Genomic DNA, 23,429 nt, shown 5'->3' on the forward strand with positions numbered 1-23,429 from the left:
ATTTTTGATCGTTAAGTTAGATGCAAAATCCATCATTGGCAATATATACAGCACAGAGGTTATGGAAGTGTTAAAAAATAAGGGTTTATTAAGCAATATCGGCGTTCAAGTCGTTATTGCTATGGTTCTAGGTACCGTTGTTGGCGCCTATATGGGAAGCTCTGCGTCATTGTTTGCGCCTTTAGGCTCAATCTTTATTGCGTTGATTAAAATGCTAGTGATCCCATTGGTTGCAGTCGCGCTAATTTCGGGTGCTGCTGGGTTAGGTGATAGCCATTCAGCAGGCAAAGTGGGTGTATTCACACTGGGCTTTTTTGCCGTTACCTCAGCACTGGCGGTGGCACTAGCATTGATAATGGGCTCCGTTTTTCAACCCGGCGTCGGCATTGATGTGTCTGGTGTCGAAAGCATGTTTTCAAACCAGTACGCCTCTAAAGGTGAGCTCCCTACTTTCTGGGCGACCATTATAGGCATGATCCCTACCAACGTTTTCCAATCTTTGAATGAAGCGAATATTCTTCAAATATTGGTCTTTTGCCTTTTCTTCGGGATCGCGGTTTCAAAATTAGAGAAAGAAAAACGCACACCACTTATCAATGGCGTAAATGCAATTGTTGATGCCATGGTATGGATGATCAACTGCGTTATGAAAATTGCACCAATTGGTGTATTTGGCTTAATGGCAGACGCAGTAGGTACTTTCGGGTTCAGTGCTCTAACTGTTGTGATTAAACTCTTCTTTGTATACGTTGCTGCCATTCTGATTTTTGGTTTTGTTGTATACCCAGCATTGGTTCATATCTTTACAAAAACCTCGGCAAAGAAATTTATCTCTGCAATGAAGAAGCCTCAAGCCGTCGCGCTTTCTACAGCTTCTTCAATGGCTACGTTACCGGTAACGCTAGATACTGTAGAGCACGAGCTTAAGGTGCGAAACTCCACGGCTTCATTCGCTTTACCGCTAGGTGCAACCATCAACATGAGCGGTAACGCCATATACTACGGTCTTGTGGCCATTTTCTTTGCACAGTTGTTCAATGTGGATCTAAGTCTTGCTTCGTACGCTGCAATCATCGTAACGGCAACGTTGGGTGCAGTAGGTCAAGCTGGCGTACCTGGTCCGTCTTTCCTTGTTGTTGCGGTTCTATTGGCTGCCGGTATCCCTATTGAAGGCTTACCACTGCTGTTTGCCCTAGACCGTATCTTTGACATGATTCGTACAGCTCTGAACATTACAGGTGATGCTGCATGTGCGGTTATCGTGGATTCGCTTATCGACGAAGGCGAGACTAACGCTCAACATAAAGTGCAAGACGCCTAAATAAACTTGAACTTTAGTAATAGCTAATTAAAAGAAACAAGAAGGAAGCCGATTGGCTTCCTTCTTCTTAATTTTTGTTGTGTCCGCGTATTGTTTACTTCTTCATTCGCTTTTCGATTTCTCTTTTTTCCCAGTCATCACCGAAAAAATTAAGTAATTCAAAGGCACGAACTCCCTGCGATACAATGCCGATTCCCCAACCAAACGCTACCCACCAGGCCCACATGTATTCGGGGCTTGTCACTAGGTTTACGATAAATAAAAACCCAACAGTGACAACGTAAGATAGCAAGCTGGAATAAAACTTTTTCAAGCGTTTCACTTTTCTTGTTACTTGTACTTCTTCTGTATTGATACCTTCGTTTGTGACTGTTTCTACGTTTGTCATGGGTGTCTCCTGCTGTAAAGTTTTAATGTCTACTTCAAACACCGCTGCTAACGACTTAAGGGATTCCAGTCCGGGCTTGCTCCCCTGCTCTATTCTTTGGATGGTTCTAACACTCAACCCACTCATTTGAGACAGTTGTTCTTGCGACCACCCTCGATCATTTCTTAGAGCTTTCAAATTCATAGCAGCGCCTTGTTGATGTGACTAACTTTACCCAAATTTAGACCTGACATTGAACGACACCTTAGCGACAAACACATGACAGCCTTTATTTTTCAATTAGTTAGACTAAATCAAACAGATAATAAATCAAGCATCTGTTTACAAAACTTAGAAGAAAAAGGCGATACAAAAAAGTACAGACACATCCTTTTTAGGGTCACAATTAGGATACTTTTATTCTATCGTTTTTTATTCTGCTTTTTTCAATATGGCTTGTAAGTGTTTAGCGATAAGGGGGATATTTTGCCAAAGCACAAAATGCCCTTCATTTTGTGCCCAAAAGAGTTTTGACGTTTTTGACGGAAGTTTACTTATTGCAAAGGATGAGTTACCTGGGTCGGCAATGTCATCTTCTTTACCGTGCACAATATGAATTGGCATTGTGAGAGGTTCCCAATTCTGGCTGGCAAGTTTTTTTAGTTCATCAGACAACGACATCATTTCAATATTAGATTGGTTCCACTCATCAGGAAGCAACCATTTCGCCAGTACGGTATCTGCAATGTAGTTGTACCATTTTGGGTGCTCTAACTCTGGGTCAAATGCAGGGGCGACCAATACCATCCCGTGCACTTTTTCTGGTGCGATTAGTGCCAGCTGCAACGCAATCGGGCCACCGAGTGAATGACCAACGAGTATATTCGCTTTCTCGTTTGATAAGTAAGGGAGAATGGCTTGGGCTTGACGTCGAATAGAAGTTTCTGGTTCAGGGTTCGATGCGCCAAAACCCAACCTATCGATAGCCACTAAATCGGCTATGGATTGCAAATCAGGGAGATCTAAATACCCTAAATACCCTTCTTTGGAGCCAGGGGAGCCGTGTATAAACAAAATTTGAGCATTGGAGTCGGCATTAAGACGCTCAGTCACGCCTAATGTATTTGGAATGGGATTAGGTACATCTGCTGTACGAAGCTGGGCAAACACAACTGCAGTGACAAACACAATGCTGAAAACACTGCCCCAGATTTTCATTCTCTTCTTCACTTAACCCACCAGCCGCCTTACTTATCATTGCCCTAACAGAATAGGACCAATACAAGCAGCGCATCAATATTTCACGCTGTAAGATTTTATACCCAAGTGATCTCTAGGGTCTGCTGGCCTTTCGTGGTTAAATTTTGTTCGAGTTCTATGCCATTTAATCGCGGCGCAAGGTGTGTAGCCTAGTCATTCTAAGCAAATACCTTGCAACAAAGAGTAAAAGGCATAGAAGCGAACCCTTCGGGCAGCATTTGTGGCTTATTTCTACTGCGTTATCGCTCATTGATGTAGAGCGACTACACCGAATGAGCGTTGCCTTGTATAAATCACCCACAAATTGCTGCAAAAATCATCTCGAAAGGTCAACAGACCCTAGACACTTGGGTATATTTTGCTACTGGATATAAAAGAACGCTGAAAACCTAAGTTTATTTCAGCCCATCAAGCTTAAAAAGATCTAGCCCGTGATTTATAGGCTTTTCACCCAATTCTTCCGCCATTCTGGTGCGTCGTAATCATCGGGCCAATATTCTGTTTGCTTGGTGATTTTTCCGTTGAACACGGTGTGGAACGTCACCGCTTTTGCCACTTCTTTTCCATCCGTCACTGTCACATCACTCACCACTTGCGTTCCATCTTCTATCAAGGTGTTAATGGTAAACGACCATTTGCCATTAGATGGGTACTCAGAATTGATAGATGCAAAGTTCTCACGTCCAGAAATCAGCTCGTTAGATTGCGGCCAAGCACATTCAAAGTCTTCACTTAGCCATTGCTGCGCGACGGCATGGAAATCGTTTCCTGCCATTGCGTTCCAATAATTTGCGACAACTTGCTTGGGTGTGAGGTATGAAGTTTTTTTCACGTAGTATTCCTTTCATCGTTAATTGGGAATGCTCTACCGCCCACAGGCAAACAGGTTGTTATTTTTGTACGACGGTTCCCTGTTTTTGCCCTGTCTGAAATATGAGAAAGGCAGCACTGCAAATAGTGCCACCAAATATCCATAAATTAGACAAAAACGAATCAAATTCGTAATGTTCGTGAGTCATGAAAGCGGAGTGCAATATGCCATGAATAACGATGAATGTTGCTATGGCAGTTTGTACTTTTTCGATCTTACTCAGAAAATAAGTGGGCAACATAAACATCATAATGAGAAAGAGAGGGATATGAGCAAGAACAAACAAGGTTTGTGCATATTCCTCCGGTATCCACACTGTGAGTGGTAAAACCAACCAAGCGTGATGCACCATGGCGTCAATTTCATGTGCCACAAAACAAAATATTCCTATAAAAAAGAGTGTGTTCTTCATTCTTACTTAACTATCAGATTAAATCCAACGACGTACCCTAGCTTGATATTCAGGGAATGCCTGTGGGAAAAGTTCTGCTAAGAACGCTTCTTCAGGCTTAATTTGGAAACGAGTGATGTAGCCTACAAACCCAATACAAAATGAGAATGCCAGCCAATTATTTAAATAGAATCCAATGCCTGTTAGCACCAGTAGCATACCGAGATACATTGGGTTACGCGTAAATTTATACACACCAGAAGTCACCAGTGCCGTTGTTTTATCCGTCAATGTTGGATGGAAAGTAGTACGAGCCACTCGAAAAGACACCAGCCCTAGTATGGCGATAGCTATACCTGAAAGTACAAGCAGTAATGCAAAGAACATGAAAACAAATGAGTCACTTATTGGAAACGTAGGCAAGAACCACATGCCCAATCCGCAAATGGCTGCGACTATCGGAGGAGGTAACTTCAGTTCTAGCGACTGCATCGATTTCCTTATATTATTTTCGGATTAGCTCAAACCTACCGCAATCAATGATTGTTGAAAAGACTTTACTCAGTAACAAAATGAGTTTTGTGCAATTTCGCATAACAATTGTGATATTTTGAATAAATCACGTTACAGGCATTGAAACGGTAAGAAATGCCTTAGTTACCTCGTAGATAACGGATTTAGAATGTGAAAAATATTGATATCGCTTTCTTACACACCTCTCTTGTCCACATTGACACTTTTAACACGTTAATCCGGAAGCACGCTCCCAATTTAAAAACAACGTATTCTGTTCGTGAGGATATTCTCAAAGAAGCAACAGTAAACGGTGTGAACGCTAATGTAGCCAAATCAACCGAAGAAGAAATTCGAAAACTTGCCGCACAATCTAAACTGACCATCTGTACGTGCTCGACACTGGGTGGGGTCGTTGAAAAGGTCGCTCTCCTCCATGATTTAAACGCCATTCGAATTGATCGAGCCATGGCAGACGCTGCAATCAAATACGACAATGTCCTTGTTCTTGCAGCATTGGAAAGCACATTATTACCGACTGAAGAGTTAATGAATCAGTCCTGTTGTAACACTCTAGCAATGCCGAATATAGAGTATCAACTGATTCCAAATGCGTGGGAATGTTTTATGAAGGGGGATTCCGAAGGCTACTTCGCCCTTATTGCACGTGATCTATTAGCGAAAGAAGACCAATTCGACGCCATCGTGTTGGCGCAAGCTTCTATGGCTGGCGCGCTTTCAACAAAACCCTATTCCATTCCTGTGTTAAGTAGCCCTGAATTGGGAATCGTAACCGCGATTCAAGACTACTTTAGCTAGGGTCTGTTAACAGCGAGAGTTTACAGACTTGATACTGGCTTAGTACGCCATTACACCAAGCACAAATAGTGCTATTAAACTCACCGCGGTTCCCGCAAAGACAACGCTCCGCGCAACTTTCCAGTTAATGTAATAACAAATCATATGCGCTACTCGCGATGCAAAATACACCCACGCGAACAAGTTTACCCAATACGGCGTTGCTGAGGATAAAACTGCAAAGATCGTAACAAGAATAAAGATGGCGACGCTTTCGTTTGAGTTCAGAAATGCGCGATTGACTCGAAACAGTAAGTTATCGTGGTCTGATGTAATGGCATGACCGGGTTTGTGCTTTTTGACGATACCTATAATATCGGCGACTAAGAGTTGTAGAAATATGAGTGCGCCTGTCAATCCGAAAACCAACACTACGGATTGGTACTCAGCTATAAATGACATATGAATCTTCCTTGATATAAAATGAGTCGCTCTACCTTACTAAAGCTTCCTCAAAATACCAGTTAAACCTTCTAATTCGCGTGTAAAGTTGATGAATCAAAAACAACAAAGCGAAAAGTCGCTAAAATTTCCCCAAATTAGCGCACAAAAAAGCCATCGCGGTGGCGATGGCTTAATACGAAACAGTTTTTAAAAGAATACCCAGTATTACTGATTAAGGCCTTCTTGGTATTCCTCATAACTCGTTCGAGAATCATCCATACAACGTTCGTACTCTAGTTTATCTGCAATACTCTGACACTGATTCTGCTGCGAAGATCTTGTACCGTAGTAACCTTGTGGTCCAGTACAGCCAGCAAGTACAAATGCTGCAGTAAAGAGCGAGATTGTTGTTAAGAGCGAAGTTGTCGCTGTTTTCATTATGAGTTCCCTATTCTGTTCCAGTCCGGGATTTTAGACCGTTTCCGTAATCTTTGGTTCGTTATCTTTTACAAAACTGTACACGCGGAATGTGTAGGCTGTGATCAAAACCAAGAGAACAGAACTTATTGCTCCTACAAAGAAGTCGACAACCATATTATCGATTTCTAACACGCTCAATAGAATTGAAATGAAATAAGTTGGCATGGCCTGAAGTAACGCCACCAATAAGTAGCCGCCCAAAATTGGCCATTGATGCTCTTTCGTCGCCGCCCAGCTTGATGATAATGCTTGGGTATACGTTTTTTTCTCTAATACACAGTAAAACTCAGCCAAGCAGAATCGACCAATTAAGTAGATACCGGGGATGATCAATAGCATCATGCCGAACAAAATAGCTATGCCCATTAAAATATACATAACGAGAAGCCTAACAAAAGCTTGGCTACCAAAATTATAACATTGAGAAGTGGTTAGCGTGGCACCGTCATAACGCGATTGGAACAATACAACCAAAGCCGCTTGGTAAAGGGGAAGGAGTACAAAAGGAATAAGACTTATCATGATTCCCTGAGCGTTGGACATATCTTCAAAGTCCACAGGATTCAAAGCGTAAAACAAATCCACAATCGCGATCACAGGTATCATGATCAAAAAAACACCTTGAATATGGCGTGCGTAGTAATTCCAAGATTCTTGAATGATCTTAAAGATGTCCATCGTATTCCCTAGCAAGTTAGCCTTGCCCAAAGCCTGTTATATAAATGCAGCCTAAAAATATAGTGTTTAAGGCAATCTTTCAAACATTTGTCGGCGATAACGCTTAGCAATCTCAAGATCTTAGCGTCTTGTAACCTCTCGTTACAAGATCCTGTGTATTTACTGGTGGAATGGACGTATCGGAAAATAAAAAAGCCCCGAGACAGGGGCAAAATACATAGTATGGCGTCAGCTGGAGCAACTCTACTGAATTACAGTTCTAGAGTTTCCGCGACTGACTAAGGAAGTAATGGATCAGGAGTTTTCGCCAACCGAATCTTCTGCTTTGCTTGCCGTTCGAACCGCGACGTAACAGATGACCACCATAAGTAGGGGAATGGCCGCTGCCGTCACTTCAACCCAAACGTAACCCATGAAACTTTTCGCTAAAATCAAATGACCAAATACAAGCATTAGTGCACATACAATAGCAACGATAATCAATTTAACCTCTTGTGAGGCAGAATGTTTTTCCATGGTTCGACTCCTCGGTTGGACTTACTGATTTATGCCATAGATACACCAATGTTAGGTAGAACAGATCTTGCAAAAAGAAACCGAACAGTTGAGAAAGAAAACGCCTCCGAAGAGGCGTTGCAGAAACATTGTTATTGAATTAACGCCAAACACCCCATTTGCCTGTGGTGCCGGGTTCTTCGCCTTTTGTCCACCATTGCGCAGTCCAACTACGACCAGCATGGGATACAACCGCGCCTTTTTCATAGGCTTTGGTAGCGACCCACGCATCATTTGCTGGAGGAGTTGGCGGCGTTGGATCTACCGCTTTAATGAGTGAGAGTTGATAAGAAGGCTCTGCATTAGGGGCATGAACTTTGTTCGCCAAAACATTGGAACTGTCATACATGTAATGGTTCATCTCGGAATGCCAGATACCAATAAACCACTTCCCTTTGTTTTGATCATTAATTTGAGCTGCAATCAAACCAGCCCAGTTCGATTGATTATTTGCTGTGATGGGCAATTGAATATCGTGAATCTCTTGACCGGTAGGACTAAATGTACGGAACCGTGCGGTATCCCCTACTTCTACAGGACCAAAATCAGGTGCTACAAAATAGCCAAGCTCAGTTAGGTTTCTCGTTGGAGGCGTTGGATCAACTGGGCCTGGATCTGGGTTAGTACCACCGCCATTCAAACGGATATCACTACAGTTGTAAAAGCCCTCACCGCCTGGGTCTTTACGTTGCCAGCGTGTGTAAAGTACGGCATCGCCAGTTCTTCCTTCTGGAATTTTCACTGTGAGTCGATACCTTCTATCGGGTCCGAGCACAACGTTATCGTTCCTGACCAGCATATCAAGATCAGACCAAGTTAACGGCGCATCCCCAGTGTATGAAGCGTTGGATAGATAGACCTGCCAATACGATGGATCATGAGGTGTGTCGGCATAAAAGACCAGTTCAAACTCATTGTTCGCGTCAAGTTGGACAGACGTTTTTTGCCAATGCGGTGACGCCACATCTAGGCCAGCTTTCGAGTTTGCACCTGCCGAACATAAGCTACCATCTTGGATTACCGCTTTGACATGTGCCATGTCTCCGTAATTGGCAACATTCGCAGCAATTTCGTTTCTTTGTACGAAAGGAAAGGCACCCGAAACATCGAATGCCGCCTGACACGCTTGGTTAGGAATCGCATCAACCCAAAAACCACCATCTAAATAACATGTGTTTTGTCTCGCACTCGGGAACTCAACCCACCCATGCGCGTTGGCAAGGTTAGGCACCAAAACCTGCGATAATCCTGCCAGTGCGACAGAACAAATAGCCAGTTTATTCATTATTTCTCTCCGTTTAATTTTCCTGAACATGCTCGCTTTGGCGTAAATATCTACGCGAAGTGATCAGCGAGCAATTTCAGATTAACAAAGCGAAAATAGGTCGGAGTTGAATGTAAGTTTATAAATGAAAAGGATTTGTTAAAACGATAAAGTGATTCCATAATCAATCGAACTCATTGCAACCATTTCGGTTGTTTTGCGCTTGAATTCAAAGTGACTTTATCTGTTTTCACGCAGCATATCTGAAAGGATCGAGGAGAGGGTTTTTATTGCATCCCGTGTTGTCTCGTCCCAGTCGAAAGAGCAGTTCAAACGAATATGATGACAAAAGTGTTGGTCAGAGCTAAAAAGGGTTCCGGGAGCTATTCCAATTTTTTGTTGAAGTGCTTTTAAGTAGACTTCTTGCGCCTTTACTCTTGCAGGCAATTCTAGCCATATGAAGTACCCTCCTTTGGGTTCCGTTACTTTAATCTCACTTGGTAACCAATCTTTCAACCCTTTTAAAAAGGCGTTTTGTCGTTGTTGCAGGGTTCTTCTTAGCTTTCTTAAATGCGTGTCATACCCGCCCGATTGAAGATACTCAGCAATACCCATTTGAGTAGGAATGCTAGCCGAAAGGGTCGACATCAACTGCGCCCGTTGCAGATCCTTTGCGTACTGACGATTGGCTACCCATCCAACCCGATAGCCAGGCGCTAAACATTTGGAAAAAGAGCCGCAATGCAGGACTCGATGTTCAGAATCAAAATGTTTGGCAGGCAAAGGTTTGGTTTGATCAAAATACAATTCGGAATACACATCGTCTTCAATGAGAGGAACATCATGCATCGCCAGCATACCGATTAACTGGCGCTTTTTCTCTGGAGGCAACGAATGTCCAATCGGATTCTGAAAAGAAGTCATAAACCAACAGGCTTTGATTGGTAACGTAGACAGCGCTTCTTCAAACAATTCCAAGTTAATGCCAAACTTCGGGCAACTGGGGATCTCGACAACTTTCAATTGTAGCCGTTCAATAGCTTGCAGCGCGCCATAAAAAGTAGGCGATTCAACCGCAACTAAATCTCCGGGTTTCGTCAGAACTTGTAAACTTAAGTTCAGCGCTTCCATCGCTCCGGATGTCACCACAATATCGTCCGGTACGACATGAATGCCTTCAAGGTTATATCGCTGCGCAATACAGCGCCTCAGTGCATCGTTCCCTGGTGGTAAATTAGTGACTGTAGACTGAGGGAGCATCTTTCGCCCACTGCTCGCTAGGTTTCTCGTGAGCACTTGAAATGGAAACAATTCTGGGTCCGGAAACGCACTACTTAACGGAACAATGTCGTTATCACGTGTTTGTTGAATAACATCAAACAATAAATCGTTAATGTTCACGTTGTCTGATTGGTTTACAGATTCTCGTGTGCTAGGAAGAATGGGTTCAGGTTTGCTTAGTGAGATTTTTCTTGATGAGACATAATATCCAGACTGTGGTCGAGCCGTAACCCACCCTTGGCTTTCCAACAGCTGATACGATTGCATAACAGTAGAGATACTAAAACCAGATGTTTTGCATGTCGCCCGTACTGATGGCAACTTGTCTCCTGCTCGCCAAACACCACTTTCTATCTGCGTTTTTATCTCTTGTGCTAACTGCTCGTATCTCGTCATTCTGTTGGGGCTTCTTTGGACCTGTCGTATCGAGCTCGAATAGTAGTCTCTCTTATTCGAATTTCCATCAAAACACTGATGTTCTATTTTCTATTTGTGAAGAAACGCACCGATTAGCCATATATGTATCTCATACTAAGAAATGGGGCTGGATAAACGCACCGTCTGCAAGATAGTGCTTCTGTAACGTAGCTAGTTGGGTATATAGTCAACTAGAAAACTTTCGTATAACGTTCACAAGACGGTTCTGGCTCAGTTTCTAGTTGTTTTAACGAATAAGTTTTTAACAAATAAGTGTTTTCGAAGAATAAAGTGGTTTCAAAGAAATGGAATTCAGGCATCAACATATAAACGTATCTAATTTCAATCGTGTATTCGTCATTGGCGATATTCACGGAAAACTAGGGCATTTAAAACACACATTACAAGATATTGATTTTAATCCTGATACCGATTTACTTATCTCGGTTGGCGACCTGATTGATCGAGGTCCACAATCGGCTGAAACTTTACGTTTTTACTCAGAAAACGACTGGTTCCTCTCTATTATTGGAAACCACGAACTGATGATGTCCAATGCGATGTCGGTTTGGGAGTTAGAAAATAAGAATAAAGATCAGAGAAGGCTGTTGGAGCTCTGGTGTAAAAACGGCGGTGATTGGGCACTAGAAGAATCGGTTGATACCTTAAGAAGCTTACAGGCAATTGTCGAAGATATGCCCAGCGCCATCACTTGTGACCTCCCCGATGGAAGAAAAGTCGGCATAAGCCACGCTCAACCTCACAGCCTCGATTGGACAGAAATGCAGAACTGGCAAGGCAATATGCTAGAAAACCCTAGGTGGATTTGGGGAAGAACGCGTATAAAAGGTGAACCATCGGATCCCGTTACGAATGTAGACTTCACCATTCATGGGCACACAAGAAGTGACAAAGTTGTCCGCATTGCAAACAGCTACTTTATTGATACAGCATCGCGAAATGACTACGCCGGAGAGTTCACAATGATCGAAATACTCTCTGGTGAATTTTTCTCTGGTATCACTTTGGAAGAGTGGGAAGGATTGTAGATCAACTTACTTGATATTTAACTCATTTTTCATACTGTTCAATTTGTGTTCTTGGCATAAGCTTAATTTAAGTTGACCTAAAGGAAGCAACGCTAAAGGAATGAAGAATGAAATTAAAATATCTACTTGTGACGCTGGCTTGTACCCTATCTTTTCAGATTGCCGCTAAGCCTAGTGTTAACGATATGCAGCAATGCCAAGCTCTCATTGATTTTATTGAACAAAAGCTCAGCAACCCACCAGCAAAATACAAATCCGATCTTGTAGATACTGCCAAACTGGGGCTGGGTAAATACGACGATTACATTCAAAGTGACATTGTCACACCTGGGTTGATCGAGTTTAATGGGGGTGACAAAGCAAAAGCCGCTGAAATGCAGAAACAAGTGGATGCGTTTAAGTCTTCCTTAACGAAAGCTTTAAACCAAAGATACTCTCAACCAGGGTTGTTTATGGATCAAGTCGTGGCATTAAATGAATGCACGAAAAAAGCCGTTCCTTCGGGTGAAGCATTAGACGATCTAAAACGTTCAATGGAATCATTAATCGCCTTGGTACAAAGCTAGAGCCCTCAATAATGCCAAGCATTTATTGCATTATGATGCCTCTAATAAAAAGGGGCGTCATAAAATTTGAATGGTCGCGTTGTCAATAAAATCCCAATCCAATTCCGCCCCCAACCCTGCCGTTTCTGGGAGGTTGGCGTAACCCTTTTCTATAGGTAGCGCCTGTTTCAAACCAAATGAAAAAGTGTCCGTCGGATACAAGAGTTCAACATACGTCGTGTTGCTGATTGCTGCCGCCACATGCATATTCACTAACTCCAATGGATGGAAAATTGTGGTGTGCAGTTCGCAATTCAAATGGAAAGATTCCGCTAAGTTTGCCGTTTTAAGGACTCCGGTAATACCGCCGGACCAAGATACATCTGCTCTAACTGCATCATAAACACCAGCCGACAGTGCTTCCGCAACGGAATAAGGATGATGCGGCAACACCTCTGCACCCACGATTGGAATAGACACCTTCGACTTCAGCTTTTTAAGTGCGGTAAATGACTCATCGGGCAAAGGCTCTTCCAACCACGCATAGTTCAACGCTTCCAACCCTTTAGCAAACTCCACCGCCTCTAAAAGTGAATATGACGCAACCGGATCGGACATAAGTGTGAAATCTTCACCAACCGCTTCCCGAACCGCTTGGTGAATATCCAAATCTTCACGCATGTTATTACCCGGTGGGTGAATTTTGTATGCATGATACCCAGCATTTTTTACTGCTAGCGCTTCTTTCTTATAATCTTCCAATGTTGGAAGCACCAGCGATGAGGTATAAACAGGTACGCGCTGCCTTGAACCTCCTATATAGCGCCATAAAGGCTGCCCTGCATGCTGAGCGCCTAATAGCCATAAACAACAATCAAAGGGACCATAACTGTACATAGGCAAATGATGCCACCATCGATTAAGTGTCCGGTATTCCTGCCATAGCTTTTCTCGGTCGAGTGCATTTTTGCCAATTAGAAGTGTTGGCATGCTAGACGCTGCTAGATGACCCGCCCCTAATGCTGACTTTCCTGCAAAACCAAACATGGATGCACTCAATCCACATTCAGTTGTGAGTGTCACCACAAGAAAGTTCAACGCCTCTGATTTACCCGCTTTTTTTAACGCGTGCGCGTTCATAGCTGTGTCTGTTTGACAGCAGCGTATTTCGACCTGTTTGATTATCATGATTGTTACCGTGATAGGTTAGGGGGCTGTTATCCCGAAATAACGCTATTTATAAGTAATTAAGCACTCAGCATGCCCCAACGCCTCAGACTTGGTTTGCTGACCTTGAGCAACAGAAACAACGAGGTCGGTAATTTCATTGGCTACAGAATCCAGCTCGACACCTTCCAGCACTTTTCCGGCATTCACATCCATATCATTGGACATGCGGCTGTATGTTTCTGGGTTTGCACATATTTTAATGACAGGAGAAATCGCGCTTCCCACTACTGAGCCTCGCCCAGTCGTAAACAACACCATATGAGCCCCACAGGCGATCAATTCTGTGATTTCTGCATTATCAGCGATGTTAGGAAAGCCGAACCGTACTTCGCCATCGGGAACAACATCCAGCAACCAAAGCCCTTTTTGAGTAGGTAATTCCGCGGGCTTGATTATGCCTTCAATCGGGCGTGTACCACTCTTGGAATACGCCCCTAAAGACTTTTCTTCAATAGTGGATAGACCGCCATCTGCATTGCCCGGCGCAAAGCTCGCAAAACCAAGAGTGCTGTAATAGCGAGCCGCCTTATCGACCGACTCTACCAGCGCTTTTGAAATCTCAGGAGTCGAGCCACGCTCACTCATATGCGTTTCACAACCTATCAGTTCACCTGTTTCTTCAAAAATACAGGTTGCCCCCATATCCACTAACGTGTCGAAGCTTAGACCTACAGCCGGATTCGCTGTTATCCCTGACGTGCCGTCAGAGCCACCACAGATAGTTGCAACGGAAAGCTCGCTGATGTCCATGTCCACTTTGGTTTCAGACGCCAATATGTCCATCACGCCCGTGACCCACTCTATCCCTAAATCAATGGCGTTTTGCGTGCCACCCACTTCTTGAATGCTGATGGTACGTGAGGGTCTGCCACTGGCTTTGACCAGTTTATCCAGCTTCTCTCGGTTCATGCTTTCGCACCCAAGAGAAACAAATAAGACCGCACCAACATTTGGATGAGTTGCCAGCCCAGACAATACACGCTCTGCATGAGAATTGGGGTAACACCCCGGAAAGCCGACTTCATGCACGATACCCGGCGCGATTCCTTCAAAGTGGCGAACAATTTTGCTCACCACAAAATGGCTACACTCCACCAAATACGCCACCATTATTTGATTGCGAATCCCTTTTCGCCCATCACTTCTTAAATAGCCTTGCAAATGGACTTCACGGTTATATATGGCATCACTCATGAACATGCCCTCCTCTTTGATGCGATGGGATATATTGACTATGAAGGTTATGAGTGTGAATCAACTCCCCCGCATCTACATCGGCACTACACCGCCCAATTGGCACACCGTACTTGATGATCAATGTGCCTTTTTTGAGTGCCATTCGTGCAACCTTAAACCCTACAGGCGTCGGCTGTTTAACCTCAATAGCCAGCTCGGATCCTTCCCTCGTTACCACTTCTTGCTGGCGTAACTCCCGACAAGCAATTAACACATTGTCGTCCTCTTTAAGCAAAATCACCGATGCCATTAGAATTTACCGTATTGCAAATAGGCTTCCTGTGCATCCATTCCATCAAGAATTGCGCTGCGCACTTTGTTCTCAACTTTAGTGGATGCATAAGCGGCTTCGGCCACTGATTTAGCAATGGATTTAGGAATGATAATGGCACCATCGTCGTCAGCGAGTAGGTAGTCGCCAGGAGATATCGAAACCTCTCCGATTTGGATTGGCACATCAAACCCAACAGGTTTCCAGTACCCGACAACATCTTCCGGTGTATAGAATCGGTGCCACAACTGGAAACCAATTTTTCGAATAAACCCAGTATCTCTTGCCCCGCCATCCACCAAGCAACCAAGCACACCTTTATGTTGCAGTGTTTCTGCCGAAAGCTCCCCCATGTGGGCAACTTTGTTATCGTTTGGCTGACACACCCAAATATGCCCGGGTTTTGCTTTGGAAAGTAACCCCGTCCATTCCAGCAAACTCTGATGACCATCCATAGATTGATCAACTTCACCCAGAATGGTGAACACGGGTCCGGCTAAGACTTGATCCGTAATAAGAGGGCGCAATTCGCGAGGCAAAACGTAGTTCGTCATGCCCTCTCCTCGCATCACATCATTAACCACGCCGGTATAGCAGTGTTGGAGCAACTCTGTAATTTCATCTTGTTCATTGGTATGGCTTGTCATGATTACTCTCCCTGGGGGCTCTCAGCTAAAAGGGACTGCTCGGTTCCTTTGTCAAAGAGGTGAATTCGATCTAACCCGATAGCAAATTCCAAACGCTCTCCGTTTCTCACATCCCTCGGGCTTAACATTTTCGATTGAACTTCTTTCTGCCCTATTTGCACGAACAAAATAGTCTCTGTGCCTTGCGGTTCAGAAATGATCACGCTTTCATGAAATGGCGTACTTTGTGCGCCGCTTTCCATACCATGCCCTACTGGGTAGAGATCATCCGGTCGGATACCAACCACAATTTTTTGCTCGTGCTGGACTTTTCCTAGGAAGCGCTCCGGTAACTCTATTTCGTGAGCGCCTTCCAAGTGCAGTATCCATTTCCCGTTTTGCTCGTAAGCAATAGCATCGATCATGTTCATAGGGGGGCTTCCTATAAAAGACGCCACAAACATGTTCGTTGGCGCATGGAAGATCTCCATGGGGGAGCCGACCTGCTCTATGTAGCCATCTCGCATCACCACCACGCGGTCGGCCAGTGTCATGGCTTCAACCTGATCGTGAGTCACGTACACCACCGTCGTTTTAACCGTTTGGTGGAGTTTTTTAATCTCGGTACGCATCTGCACGCGTAGCTTTGCATCTAGGTTGGACAGGGGTTCGTCGAACAAAAATACGTCCGGAGTGCGCACAATGGCTCGCCCCATCGCTACCCGTTGACGCTGCCCACCAGAAAGCTCGGCAGGCATCCTATCCATCAAACTGTCTAGCCCTAGAATTTGGGCCGCGTTTTGTACTCGTTTTTCGATTTCAGATTCTTCTATATTGGAAATTTTCAATCCAAAACCTAAGTTCTCTTCCACCGTCATATGTGGATATAGTGCGTAGCTCTGGAACACCATGGAGATGTTTCTGTCTCTGGGCGGCAAATCATTTACCACTCTATCGCCAATCACTACCTCGCCACTGGTGATGCCTTCTAACCCTGCGATGATTCTTAGGGTGGTCGACTTTCCGCAGCCAGACGGACCAACCAAAACCACGAATTCATTGTGTTTGATATCCAAATCGACACCATGAACTACTTCAGTTTTGCCGTATCTTTTTACTACCTTGTTCAGCTTTACGTCAGCCATAGATGTTTATCCTTTTACACCACCAAATGTCAGCCCTGAAATCAGGTGCTTTTGAACTAAAAACGTAAGAATAAGTGCCGGAATAATGATGATTACCGCCATGGCACACATGCCTGCCCAGTCAATCGTAAATTGAGCGGTAAAATCCATTAACCCTACGGGCAACGTCTTACTGTCTGTGGAACGGGTAAGCTGACTCGCCAACGCATATTCGTTCCAAGAGGTAAGGAAGGCGAAAATACCCGCCGATGCCAAACCCGATTTTGCTAAAGGAAATTCAATTTTCCAAAACGCTTGCCAACGTGTACAACCATCGACTTGCGCGGCTTCGGATAAGTCCTTAGGTATCTGCCTGAAAAATCCATCAATCAGCCAGATCGTGAAAGGCACATTCAATGCGACATACACCAAAATCACCCCAAATTGTGTGTCTATCCAGCCGAGCTTACTCCACAGAATGAACACTGGTAGGCTTAGGGCGATACCAGGGATGGTTCGCGAGAGCATTAAGCCCAAAAACAGAGCGTCTTTCCCTTTAAAACGATACCGAGCAAAAGCGTACCCACCAGCAATACCAATCAAAATGGCTATAACCGTGCTGGTTACTGCGATAATCAGCGAGTTCATAAAATAACTGCCAACCGGAATCGCGATTTGGTCTACCCCAGCGCCAAGTATCGACATGAAGTTGGATAGCCCGAATTCTTGCGGAATCCAAACCGGAGGCTTGGCTAAGATCTCTCCATTCGGTCGAAAAGCCGAAAACATCACCCAGACACCAGGGATACACATCAAGGAAATCAGTATGAATACCCCAACTCGAACCGCCAGTTTCTGAAGCGTGACACGTGTTGATGCCAAGATCATTGTGCACCTCCCATGAAGCGACGAGCCGCCATTAATTTACGAAAGAAATAGAAGGTAAAAGCGATAGAAAGCAGAATCGATACATACGCCATAGCATTGGCTTGCCCCATTTTGGCGTTGTCGTAACCGACTCGCGCAATCAACGTCCACAATAGCTCGGTTCGCCCTGCGGGACCGCCTCCTGTCATCACGTCGACAATATCGAACGCTCGCGCCACATCCAGTGAGCGAATCGTCATCGCAATAAAAATAAAGGGCATTAAAAACGGTAAAGTAATGTGTCTAAACACCTGAATGGGTGAACATCCATCCACTTTCGCGGCTTCAATTGGGTCTTGTGGCATCGCATATAGCCCTGCCAGTAATAAGATGGCAAAGACACTGGTACTCATCCAGATTTCAGCAATCATGATGGACATCATGGCCAAGGTGCCATCCACCAGCCACGGAATCGCTTGATCTGTCCACCCTAGTGTTTGAAGTAAGTTGTTTAAAATGCCTATGTTGTCGTTAAAAACAAATTTGAACTGGAAGCCGACCAATATTGGAGAAAACATCATCGGGAACATCATGACAGTGCGCAACAAACGCTTTCCTTTCGTGATTTGATTCACCAACAGGGCAATAACTAACCCAAGCACCAGCTCCACATTCAAAACGATGGTTAAGAAAAACACCGTTCTTGCGAATACCCACCAGAAATCTGCGTCGGAAAATATTCGGCTGTAATTTCTCAGCCCGATAAACTTCCAAAGTGTTTCAGGACGAGTGATTTTGTATGGCGTAAAACTTGTGTACAGAGAGAATATCAGTGGTAACAGGACCACAACGAGTATGGTGACTATTGCTGGTAATAGCAGCATATAGGGAACCGACTCTTCTCGGTGTACAAAACGCCGAATTGCTCGAAACATACCTATCCTTGTATTAGTTGAGATTAGGGTCTGCTGACCCTATTCAAGCTGGGTGGGTTCCCCCACCCTTATATGCTTATATCCCTACAGCCTTATAAATAGCCTGCGTCTTCCATCACTTCGCGAGCGCCTTCGGCAGCATCATCCAATGCTTCCTTCACGGTTTTATCACCAACGACGGCAGCCTGAAGTTGAGGCCAAATTTGGTTAGAGACTTCGATCCATTCTGGGATCAGCGGTGGCGTAAACGCATCTTCAGCCATGGACTGTTGGTAGGTTTTGAATACCTGAACCATAAAGTCATTGTTCATGGCACGATTCGCTTCAATGATGTCTTGCCATACTCGTTCACGAGTAGGTAGCAAGCCTCGACGGGCTTCGAGAATCTGACCTTCGTAGCTCGTTAAGAACGTAATGAACGATGCCGCTGCTTGTTTGTTTTCACACGCTTCTGTAATAGAAAAAGTGTGAGACCCCGACCAACCCGTGCGTTTACCACCAGAACCTTTAGGCGCTTTGACTAGCCCAATGTCGCCTGCCACTTTGGAGTTTTTCGGGTCATTGAAAAACGCAGCCCAACCAGCCCAATCCAAATCTAATGCAACGGTGCCTGAAGCAAATCCAAGCCCAGTATCATCCCACAAGTAGTTTGGCACCCCTGCTGGAACCGCTTTGGCTTCATACAAATCCACAAACCATTGCAGCGCTCGCTGACCTGCTTCGGAGTTAAAGGTTGGGTTCCAATCTTTATCAAATAACGCGCCACCTTCTGCCACCAGCATCTCGTAGAAACGACCTGTGATTGCTTCGTCTTTACCGACATACTGGGTGCCGTAGAAGTTCGGTGGATCCGCGAAGAAAATCGCCTGATCTTTCACTTGGCTCCACGTTTCAGGTGGCGTTAAGTCATAACCATATTTGGCTTTAAACTTAGACTTGTTGTCTTCGTCTTCAAACAAAGATTTTTTGTAGTAAAGGTTTGAAATATCACTGTGCCTTGGCAACTGCACCAAGCGCCCATCAATGGTTCCGTGCTCAAGCGTCAGTGCAACAAACTCATCGAGTACACTCTTGCTGATCAGCTTACTGAGATCCGTATAGATAGAGCCATACTGAGGGGCGAAACTGGTATGGTTAGATGCCACACAATAATTGATGTTGTTGGCGGCGATATCTTGTTTGATTTCGCGATCTAACTCAAAATGGTTTTTGCGTGAAAGCACTTCGACTTTCATGCCCGTTTTCTTTTCCCACTTTGGAATCAAAGTGTAGAGAGGTTCATACTGCGCACCGCCTATGAGCTTAACGCGCAGTACCTTGTCGTCTGCGGCATTTGCAACAGAAACAGAGGCAGTTAAACAAGCCAATCCAATGGCCTTCGTCAGTGTGTTCGATCCTAATAAACGCTTCATCATGTCCTCCATGACGCCGTCCTCCCTGTATTGAGAGCCGGCTAAAGATTAGTCGTAAAGATTAAACTTACGTGGGTCACTTAAGTAAAAACTCCTTGGTGATCGATCCGGTATGCTGACCTAGTGTTGGTGCAGCTACCTTGCTGTTCAAAACTTTCCCGTCAAACCTTATGGGTAGACGAGTTGTCAGTAATTCTTCTACATCTTGGTGTTCGAGTTTTTGAAGCATATCGAGGTGCTGAAATGCTTCCGTTTCAATCAAATCATCCCAGTTCAACACTTCCGATGCCCATACATCGTGTTGCGAGAATATCGACATCCAGTGTTCGGTCTTTTCTTCCAACAACTTGGTTTGTATTTGCTCTTTAATTTCATCTCGATGGCTAAACCACATTTTGCTGTCGGTGTATTGAGCGATGTTTTCGTCGCCCATTAATTTCCCAAGCTGGTCAACGGGCCCCATGGCGATCGCGATATAGTTATCTTTGGTTTTATAGATGCCATAAGGTGCTGATAAATACGCATGAGCATTGTTCATTTGGCTACGTTCTTGTTTTTTCTTACCGCTATTCAAGTACGTGGTAAGCACCTCAAACTGAAAATCAATCAACACTTCCATTAAGCTGGTTTCTACTTTGCCGCCTTTTCCTGTGGACTGGCTTTTTACCAACGCTGCCAACACACCTTGAACCAATGCATTCCCCGCCAACATATCCGCGACGGCTAACCCCATTGGCGTCGGTGGCATATCGCTGTTTCCACTTAGCCATGTCAAACCAGATAAAGACTGCGCTAACAGATCCTGCCCGGGGCGATTCACCCACGGTCCCGTCGTGCCATAACCAGAAACGGACCCATATATAACTGTAGGATTAAATTGACGAATTGTTTCATAATCCAGTCCCAATCTTTCGATCACACCCGGTCGAAAATTCTGCAAAACAATGTCCGCTTTCTTTAACAAATTCTTTACAGCGGCAATGTCTTCAGGCTTTTTTAAATCAGCGCAAAAGCTTTCTTTGTTGCGGTTAATGGCTTGAAACAGTGAATTCACTCCACCCACATCGGTGTCGGTTAGATATAAGTGGCGGCACAAATCTCCGGAGCCTGGGCGCTCTATTTTGATTACACGAGCCCCTAAGTCAGCCAGCTTCAGTCCAGCCAAGGGACCTGCAAGGAACTGGCTAAAATCGACCACCAACTTCCCTTCTAGTGGCAATGTCATCTTTTGCTCCTTGCGTACTCTTGCTGAATGTTCTCGACCGTTTTTTCCGGTGAAAGCTGCCCTTGTAGGCAAGCGTTAACCCAATCGCCTGCCACATCCTGAAATTGCATGTACCCATTATGTCTCGGGCGCAAATAGGCGTTTTCTAGCGTGGTTAATGTGTCTTTAAAAAAGTGATTGGATTGCTGGTTGCAATGTTCATCCTGCCACGCAACCAAATTCCCGGGCTGCCCACCGGAGTTAAAGAAGAGATCTTTTTGCACTTCAGCGGAAGCAATCCAGAAGGCGTATTTCAATGCAATGTCTTTGTGTTGGGTAGACGCAGAGATAGCAACACCTGTTCCCCCCAATGTTGTGCCACCGACTGCGTTGTCACCAAATACTGGCGCGTCGCAAGAACGGACGACATGCTGGCGAAACCCTTCTCGCCCGTAGTTGCTGTAGCCATACAAATAAGGGACGTACGCGGCATCATCTCGGCTGGCGAGCCATTCATAAGCACCAATGGGGTTCATAGAAAAGCAACACTCATCCAGATGCTGGCTTACACGCAAGAGCTGGTTCAATGCCGCGATGCCCTGCTCAGTAGCGACACCGTTTACATCGATACCAAATGGGGTTCCTTGGTTGGCGAGCACATTGTAAAAAGACATGAGTGCGTCGATAGGCTTTAATGGCCACACAACCTTGCCGGCTTCCGCTAGTGCAACCACTTCATCCCATTCACGTGGAACACTGTCTAATTTATCGGGGCGGTATGCCGCCACAGGGGTAGCCGCGTCAATCGCTAGCGCCCATTGGTGCCCATGAAAATACGATGGATGCGATTGCCCGACCGATTGCTCGGCGAGTGTTTCCAGTTGATCGTCATAACCATTTCCATCCAGAGGAAGCAGCAAACCAGTTTCGGACGCCGCGCCAGCGTGAGGGTGATCGATCACCATTAAGTCGAACTCAGTGGTCATTTCTTCAAGAGGACGATCGGCAAACGCCTGCAAAGATCGTTTATGCCAAATGATCTCTACGTCTGGGTTAAGCTCTGCAAACTTATTTGCTGTCGCGACCATTGGATCATACCCGCGGCAGTGATCCCAAGTCATACCATGTAGTGTTACCTTACTCACCCGCAGACTCCTTCTTGCCATCATTATCTTTGTAGAGAACTGTCAATAAGTGCTCGCAATAAAGCACAAGCTCGCCTTCGCCCTTATAAACGCTGTAGCTCACGCGGACTAACCCCATCTCGTCGTACTTGGGTTCTTTCGATAGGTTTTTTCGTACGGTGTATATGGTGTCGCCAATAAAGGTAGGTTTGATGAAACGAAGCTTGTCGTAGCCGTAAGAAAAAGAGTTGAGGCAATTAGTCGCAACCAACCCTAACCCGTACGAGAAAACCTGAGCACCTGCCACCAACCGCTTTCCAAAATGTCCTTCTTCTTTAGCAAAGGTGTCATCGGCTACATAGGGGTGCAGATCCATCACCAGACTATTAAATAGCATGGCTTCACCTTCAGAAATGGTGCGCCTTAACGATCGAATGGTATGACCGACTTCGAAATCCTCGTAATACCAATCTTCTGCATTCCAAACCGGAATATCAGCGTGGTCAGTGGGCATGCCTTTTACCGGACGTGATGAAACGCCCACTGTCGGTTTTCTTTCCATGATAACCTCAACTTTAATTTCATATTCGAAATCTAATTTCAAAATCAACACTAGCACTTGACTAAAAAATGATCAACAATAAATTTCAAATATAAATCTAGATTGTGAATATGAAATTTAACAAAAGATAAACGTAGGTAATGATCATGGAACGAGCACGATATTTTGAAGACTACGAAATGGATGAAATGCGCCTTACTGTGGGACGTACCATTACAGAAACGGATTTTGTGGTACATGCAGGTCACACTGGGGATTTTTTCCCACACCATATGGATGAAGAGTTTTGCAAACAGCAGCCTTGGGGAAAAAGAATTGCCCACGGCACGATGACATTTGCGATTGGCATCGGTTTAACCGCCACAGAGATTAACCCTTTAGCCTTCACGTATGGATATGAAAGGCTGCGCTTCCCTAATCCGGTCTATATTGGGGATACCATCAAAAGCCGAATAACCATAAGCAAAAAGGTAGATGACCCTAAACGTGAGGGTTTTGGACAAGTCACCGAAACTGTAGAGGTGTTGAATCAAGACCGGAAAACCGTGCTGTATTGCGAGCATATTTTGCTTGTAGAGAAGAAAAAATAAGCTAAAAGCCCTTT

The 23,429-nt window shown here is 44.7% G+C and carries 27 protein-coding genes; 5 read left to right on the forward strand and 22 right to left on the reverse strand.

Annotated features, from left to right (window positions below):
- The first annotated feature begins 61 nt into the window (after positions 1-61).
- Positions 62-1,321, forward strand: coding sequence for a dicarboxylate/amino acid:cation symporter (locus LDO37_RS10315; RefSeq protein WP_126608434.1), 1,260 nt, complete (start codon positions 62-64; stop codon positions 1,319-1,321).
- Between the two features lie 94 nt (positions 1,322-1,415).
- On the opposite strand, the gene LDO37_RS10320 is transcribed toward LDO37_RS10315, so the two are convergent.
- From LDO37_RS10320 to LDO37_RS10340, 5 genes are all read right to left on the reverse strand, one after another.
- Positions 1,416-1,892 carry a helix-turn-helix domain-containing protein gene (locus LDO37_RS10320; RefSeq protein WP_224055184.1) on the reverse strand — a complete coding sequence of 159 codons (477 nt, stop codon included), beginning with the start codon at positions 1,890-1,892 and terminating at the stop codon, positions 1,416-1,418.
- Between the two features lie 228 nt (positions 1,893-2,120).
- Positions 2,121-2,918 (reverse strand): alpha/beta fold hydrolase, encoded by a 798-nt coding sequence (locus LDO37_RS10325; protein ID WP_126608432.1) that lies wholly within the window; start codon positions 2,916-2,918, stop codon positions 2,121-2,123.
- Between the two features lie 466 nt (positions 2,919-3,384).
- Positions 3,385-3,780, reverse strand: a complete 396-nt coding sequence (locus tag LDO37_RS10330; protein WP_126608430.1) for a nuclear transport factor 2 family protein — start codon at positions 3,778-3,780, stop codon at positions 3,385-3,387.
- Between the two features lie 58 nt (positions 3,781-3,838).
- Positions 3,839-4,231 (reverse strand): DUF6713 family protein, encoded by a 393-nt coding sequence (locus tag LDO37_RS10335; RefSeq protein WP_317982622.1) that lies wholly within the window; start codon positions 4,229-4,231, stop codon positions 3,839-3,841.
- 18 nt (positions 4,232-4,249) lie between these two features.
- A complete protein-coding gene (locus LDO37_RS10340) occupies positions 4,250-4,702 on the reverse strand; it encodes a methyltransferase family protein (RefSeq protein ID WP_126608428.1) in 453 nt (150 codons plus the stop codon).
- Between the two features lie 192 nt (positions 4,703-4,894).
- On the opposite strand from LDO37_RS10340, the gene LDO37_RS10345 reads away from it, so the two are divergent.
- On the forward strand, positions 4,895-5,542 hold the full coding sequence (locus LDO37_RS10345; RefSeq protein WP_126608427.1) for a hypothetical protein: 648 nt from the start codon (positions 4,895-4,897) through the stop codon (positions 5,540-5,542).
- Between the two features lie 39 nt (positions 5,543-5,581).
- Here the strand turns inward: LDO37_RS10345 and LDO37_RS10350 are convergent, their stop codons facing one another.
- The 6 genes from LDO37_RS10350 to LDO37_RS10375 all read right to left on the reverse strand — a co-directional run bounded on the left by LDO37_RS10350 (position 5,582) and on the right by LDO37_RS10375 (position 10,619).
- A complete protein-coding gene (locus tag LDO37_RS10350) occupies positions 5,582-5,983 on the reverse strand; it encodes an MAPEG family protein (protein ID WP_126608426.1) in 402 nt (133 codons plus the stop codon).
- Between the two features lie 207 nt (positions 5,984-6,190).
- The gene (locus tag LDO37_RS10355) at positions 6,191-6,403 is read right to left on the reverse strand and encodes a hypothetical protein (RefSeq protein ID WP_126608425.1); all 213 of its coding nucleotides are present in this window, start codon (positions 6,401-6,403) and stop codon (positions 6,191-6,193) included.
- A 33-nt stretch (positions 6,404-6,436) separates the two neighbouring features.
- Positions 6,437-7,123 (reverse strand): hypothetical protein, encoded by a 687-nt coding sequence (locus LDO37_RS10360; RefSeq protein ID WP_126608424.1) that lies wholly within the window; start codon positions 7,121-7,123, stop codon positions 6,437-6,439.
- 294 nt (positions 7,124-7,417) lie between these two features.
- Positions 7,418-7,639, reverse strand: a complete 222-nt coding sequence (locus tag LDO37_RS10365) for a hypothetical protein (protein WP_126608423.1) — start codon at positions 7,637-7,639, stop codon at positions 7,418-7,420.
- Between the two features lie 139 nt (positions 7,640-7,778).
- Entirely contained in the window at positions 7,779-8,963 is a 1,185-nt protein-coding gene (locus LDO37_RS10370) for a lytic polysaccharide monooxygenase (RefSeq protein WP_126608422.1), read from the reverse strand.
- A gap of 219 nt (positions 8,964-9,182) precedes the next feature.
- Positions 9,183-10,619 (reverse strand): aminotransferase-like domain-containing protein, encoded by a 1,437-nt coding sequence (locus tag LDO37_RS10375; protein ID WP_126608421.1) that lies wholly within the window; start codon positions 10,617-10,619, stop codon positions 9,183-9,185.
- A gap of 326 nt (positions 10,620-10,945) precedes the next feature.
- Between LDO37_RS10375 and LDO37_RS10380 the strand changes: the two genes are divergently transcribed.
- Together LDO37_RS10380 and LDO37_RS10385 are read left to right on the forward strand one after the other, a co-directional pair.
- Entirely contained in the window at positions 10,946-11,689 is a 744-nt protein-coding gene (locus tag LDO37_RS10380) for a metallophosphoesterase (RefSeq protein ID WP_126608420.1), read from the forward strand.
- A gap of 107 nt (positions 11,690-11,796) precedes the next feature.
- Complete coding sequence (locus tag LDO37_RS10385) at positions 11,797-12,255, forward strand: hypothetical protein (protein WP_126608419.1); 459 nt, start codon at positions 11,797-11,799, stop codon at positions 12,253-12,255.
- Between the two features lie 57 nt (positions 12,256-12,312).
- Here the strand turns inward: LDO37_RS10385 and LDO37_RS10390 are convergent, their stop codons facing one another.
- From LDO37_RS10390 to LDO37_RS10440, 11 genes are all read right to left on the reverse strand, one after another.
- Positions 12,313-13,422 (reverse strand): enolase C-terminal domain-like protein, encoded by a 1,110-nt coding sequence (locus tag LDO37_RS10390; protein ID WP_126608418.1) that lies wholly within the window; start codon positions 13,420-13,422, stop codon positions 12,313-12,315.
- A 45-nt stretch (positions 13,423-13,467) separates the two neighbouring features.
- On the reverse strand, positions 13,468-14,658 hold the full coding sequence (locus LDO37_RS10395; protein ID WP_126608417.1) for a UxaA family hydrolase: 1,191 nt from the start codon (positions 14,656-14,658) through the stop codon (positions 13,468-13,470).
- Positions 14,651-14,950, reverse strand: a complete 300-nt coding sequence (locus LDO37_RS10400) for a UxaA family hydrolase (RefSeq protein ID WP_126608416.1) — start codon at positions 14,948-14,950, stop codon at positions 14,651-14,653. The genes LDO37_RS10395 and LDO37_RS10400 overlap by 8 nt, the downstream gene beginning before the upstream one ends.
- Positions 14,950-15,618 (reverse strand): RraA family protein, encoded by a 669-nt coding sequence (locus tag LDO37_RS10405; RefSeq protein WP_126608415.1) that lies wholly within the window; start codon positions 15,616-15,618, stop codon positions 14,950-14,952. Before LDO37_RS10405 ends, LDO37_RS10400 begins: the two co-directional genes overlap by 1 nt.
- A 2-nt stretch (positions 15,619-15,620) precedes the next feature.
- Complete coding sequence (locus LDO37_RS10410; RefSeq protein ID WP_126608414.1) at positions 15,621-16,742, reverse strand: ABC transporter ATP-binding protein; 1,122 nt, start codon at positions 16,740-16,742, stop codon at positions 15,621-15,623.
- A 6-nt stretch (positions 16,743-16,748) separates the two neighbouring features.
- Positions 16,749-17,609: a carbohydrate ABC transporter permease gene (locus tag LDO37_RS10415; protein ID WP_126608413.1), complete on the reverse strand. Its 861-nt coding sequence runs from the start codon at positions 17,607-17,609 to the stop codon at positions 16,749-16,751.
- Positions 17,606-18,523, reverse strand: coding sequence for a carbohydrate ABC transporter permease (locus LDO37_RS10420; protein WP_101111356.1), 918 nt, complete (start codon positions 18,521-18,523; stop codon positions 17,606-17,608). The genes LDO37_RS10415 and LDO37_RS10420 overlap by 4 nt, the downstream gene beginning before the upstream one ends.
- 92 nt (positions 18,524-18,615) lie before the next feature.
- Positions 18,616-19,935 carry an ABC transporter substrate-binding protein gene (locus LDO37_RS10425; protein WP_126608412.1) on the reverse strand — a complete coding sequence of 440 codons (1,320 nt, stop codon included), beginning with the start codon at positions 19,933-19,935 and terminating at the stop codon, positions 18,616-18,618.
- Positions 19,936-20,011: 76 nt separating this feature from the next.
- The gene (locus tag LDO37_RS10430) at positions 20,012-21,160 is read right to left on the reverse strand and encodes a CaiB/BaiF CoA transferase family protein (RefSeq protein ID WP_126608411.1); all 1,149 of its coding nucleotides are present in this window, start codon (positions 21,158-21,160) and stop codon (positions 20,012-20,014) included.
- Positions 21,157-22,284, reverse strand: a complete 1,128-nt coding sequence (locus LDO37_RS10435; protein WP_221768550.1) for an extracellular solute-binding protein — start codon at positions 22,282-22,284, stop codon at positions 21,157-21,159. Before LDO37_RS10435 ends, LDO37_RS10430 begins: the two co-directional genes overlap by 4 nt.
- Positions 22,277-22,825 (reverse strand): MaoC family dehydratase, encoded by a 549-nt coding sequence (locus tag LDO37_RS10440; protein ID WP_101111401.1) that lies wholly within the window; start codon positions 22,823-22,825, stop codon positions 22,277-22,279. The genes LDO37_RS10435 and LDO37_RS10440 overlap by 8 nt, the downstream gene beginning before the upstream one ends.
- Before the next feature lie 146 nt (positions 22,826-22,971).
- On the opposite strand from LDO37_RS10440, the gene LDO37_RS10445 reads away from it, so the two are divergent.
- Positions 22,972-23,415 carry a MaoC/PaaZ C-terminal domain-containing protein gene (locus LDO37_RS10445; RefSeq protein ID WP_126608409.1) on the forward strand — a complete coding sequence of 148 codons (444 nt, stop codon included), beginning with the start codon at positions 22,972-22,974 and terminating at the stop codon, positions 23,413-23,415.
- Positions 23,416-23,429 lie beyond the last annotated feature (14 nt).

The organism is Vibrio penaeicida (genome assembly GCF_019977755.1).
Taxonomy (GTDB): Bacteria; Pseudomonadota; Gammaproteobacteria; order Enterobacterales; family Vibrionaceae; genus Vibrio; species Vibrio penaeicida.

Bases quoted from the DNA above. Each gene is read 5' to 3' on its own strand.
- LDO37_RS10315 (WP_126608434.1), top strand. From the start codon at position 62: ATGGAAGTGTTAAAAAATAAGGGTTTATTAAGCAATATCGGCGTTCAA.
- LDO37_RS10320 (WP_224055184.1), bottom strand. From the start codon at position 1,892: ATGAATTTGAAAGCTCTAAGAAATGATCGAGGGTGGTCGCAAGAACAA.
- LDO37_RS10335 (WP_317982622.1), bottom strand. From the start codon at position 4,231: ATGAAGAACACACTCTTTTTTATAGGAATATTTTGTTTTGTGGCACAT.
- LDO37_RS10340 (WP_126608428.1), bottom strand. From the start codon at position 4,702: ATGCAGTCGCTAGAACTGAAGTTACCTCCTCCGATAGTCGCAGCCATT.
- LDO37_RS10350 (WP_126608426.1), bottom strand. From the start codon at position 5,983: ATGTCATTTATAGCTGAGTACCAATCCGTAGTGTTGGTTTTCGGATTG.
- LDO37_RS10355 (WP_126608425.1), bottom strand. From the start codon at position 6,403: ATGAAAACAGCGACAACTTCGCTCTTAACAACAATCTCGCTCTTTACT.
- LDO37_RS10360 (WP_126608424.1), bottom strand. From the start codon at position 7,123: ATGGACATCTTTAAGATCATTCAAGAATCTTGGAATTACTACGCACGC.
- LDO37_RS10365 (WP_126608423.1), bottom strand. From the start codon at position 7,639: ATGGAAAAACATTCTGCCTCACAAGAGGTTAAATTGATTATCGTTGCT.
- LDO37_RS10370 (WP_126608422.1), bottom strand. From the start codon at position 8,963: ATGAATAAACTGGCTATTTGTTCTGTCGCACTGGCAGGATTATCGCAG.
- LDO37_RS10375 (WP_126608421.1), bottom strand. From the start codon at position 10,619: ATGACGAGATACGAGCAGTTAGCACAAGAGATAAAAACGCAGATAGAA.
- LDO37_RS10380 (WP_126608420.1), top strand. From the start codon at position 10,946: ATGGAATTCAGGCATCAACATATAAACGTATCTAATTTCAATCGTGTA.
- LDO37_RS10385 (WP_126608419.1), top strand. From the start codon at position 11,797: ATGAAATTAAAATATCTACTTGTGACGCTGGCTTGTACCCTATCTTTT.
- LDO37_RS10390 (WP_126608418.1), bottom strand. From the start codon at position 13,422: ATGATAATCAAACAGGTCGAAATACGCTGCTGTCAAACAGACACAGCT.
- LDO37_RS10395 (WP_126608417.1), bottom strand. From the start codon at position 14,658: ATGAGTGATGCCATATATAACCGTGAAGTCCATTTGCAAGGCTATTTA.
- LDO37_RS10400 (WP_126608416.1), bottom strand. From the start codon at position 14,950: ATGGCATCGGTGATTTTGCTTAAAGAGGACGACAATGTGTTAATTGCT.
- LDO37_RS10405 (WP_126608415.1), bottom strand. From the start codon at position 15,618: ATGACAAGCCATACCAATGAACAAGATGAAATTACAGAGTTGCTCCAA.
- LDO37_RS10410 (WP_126608414.1), bottom strand. From the start codon at position 16,742: ATGGCTGACGTAAAGCTGAACAAGGTAGTAAAAAGATACGGCAAAACT.
- LDO37_RS10415 (WP_126608413.1), bottom strand. From the start codon at position 17,609: ATGATCTTGGCATCAACACGTGTCACGCTTCAGAAACTGGCGGTTCGA.
- LDO37_RS10420 (WP_101111356.1), bottom strand. From the start codon at position 18,523: ATGTTTCGAGCAATTCGGCGTTTTGTACACCGAGAAGAGTCGGTTCCC.
- LDO37_RS10425 (WP_126608412.1), bottom strand. From the start codon at position 19,935: ATGAAGCGTTTATTAGGATCGAACACACTGACGAAGGCCATTGGATTG.
- LDO37_RS10430 (WP_126608411.1), bottom strand. From the start codon at position 21,160: ATGACATTGCCACTAGAAGGGAAGTTGGTGGTCGATTTTAGCCAGTTC.
- LDO37_RS10440 (WP_101111401.1), bottom strand. From the start codon at position 22,825: ATGGAAAGAAAACCGACAGTGGGCGTTTCATCACGTCCGGTAAAAGGC.
- LDO37_RS10445 (WP_126608409.1), top strand. From the start codon at position 22,972: ATGGAACGAGCACGATATTTTGAAGACTACGAAATGGATGAAATGCGC.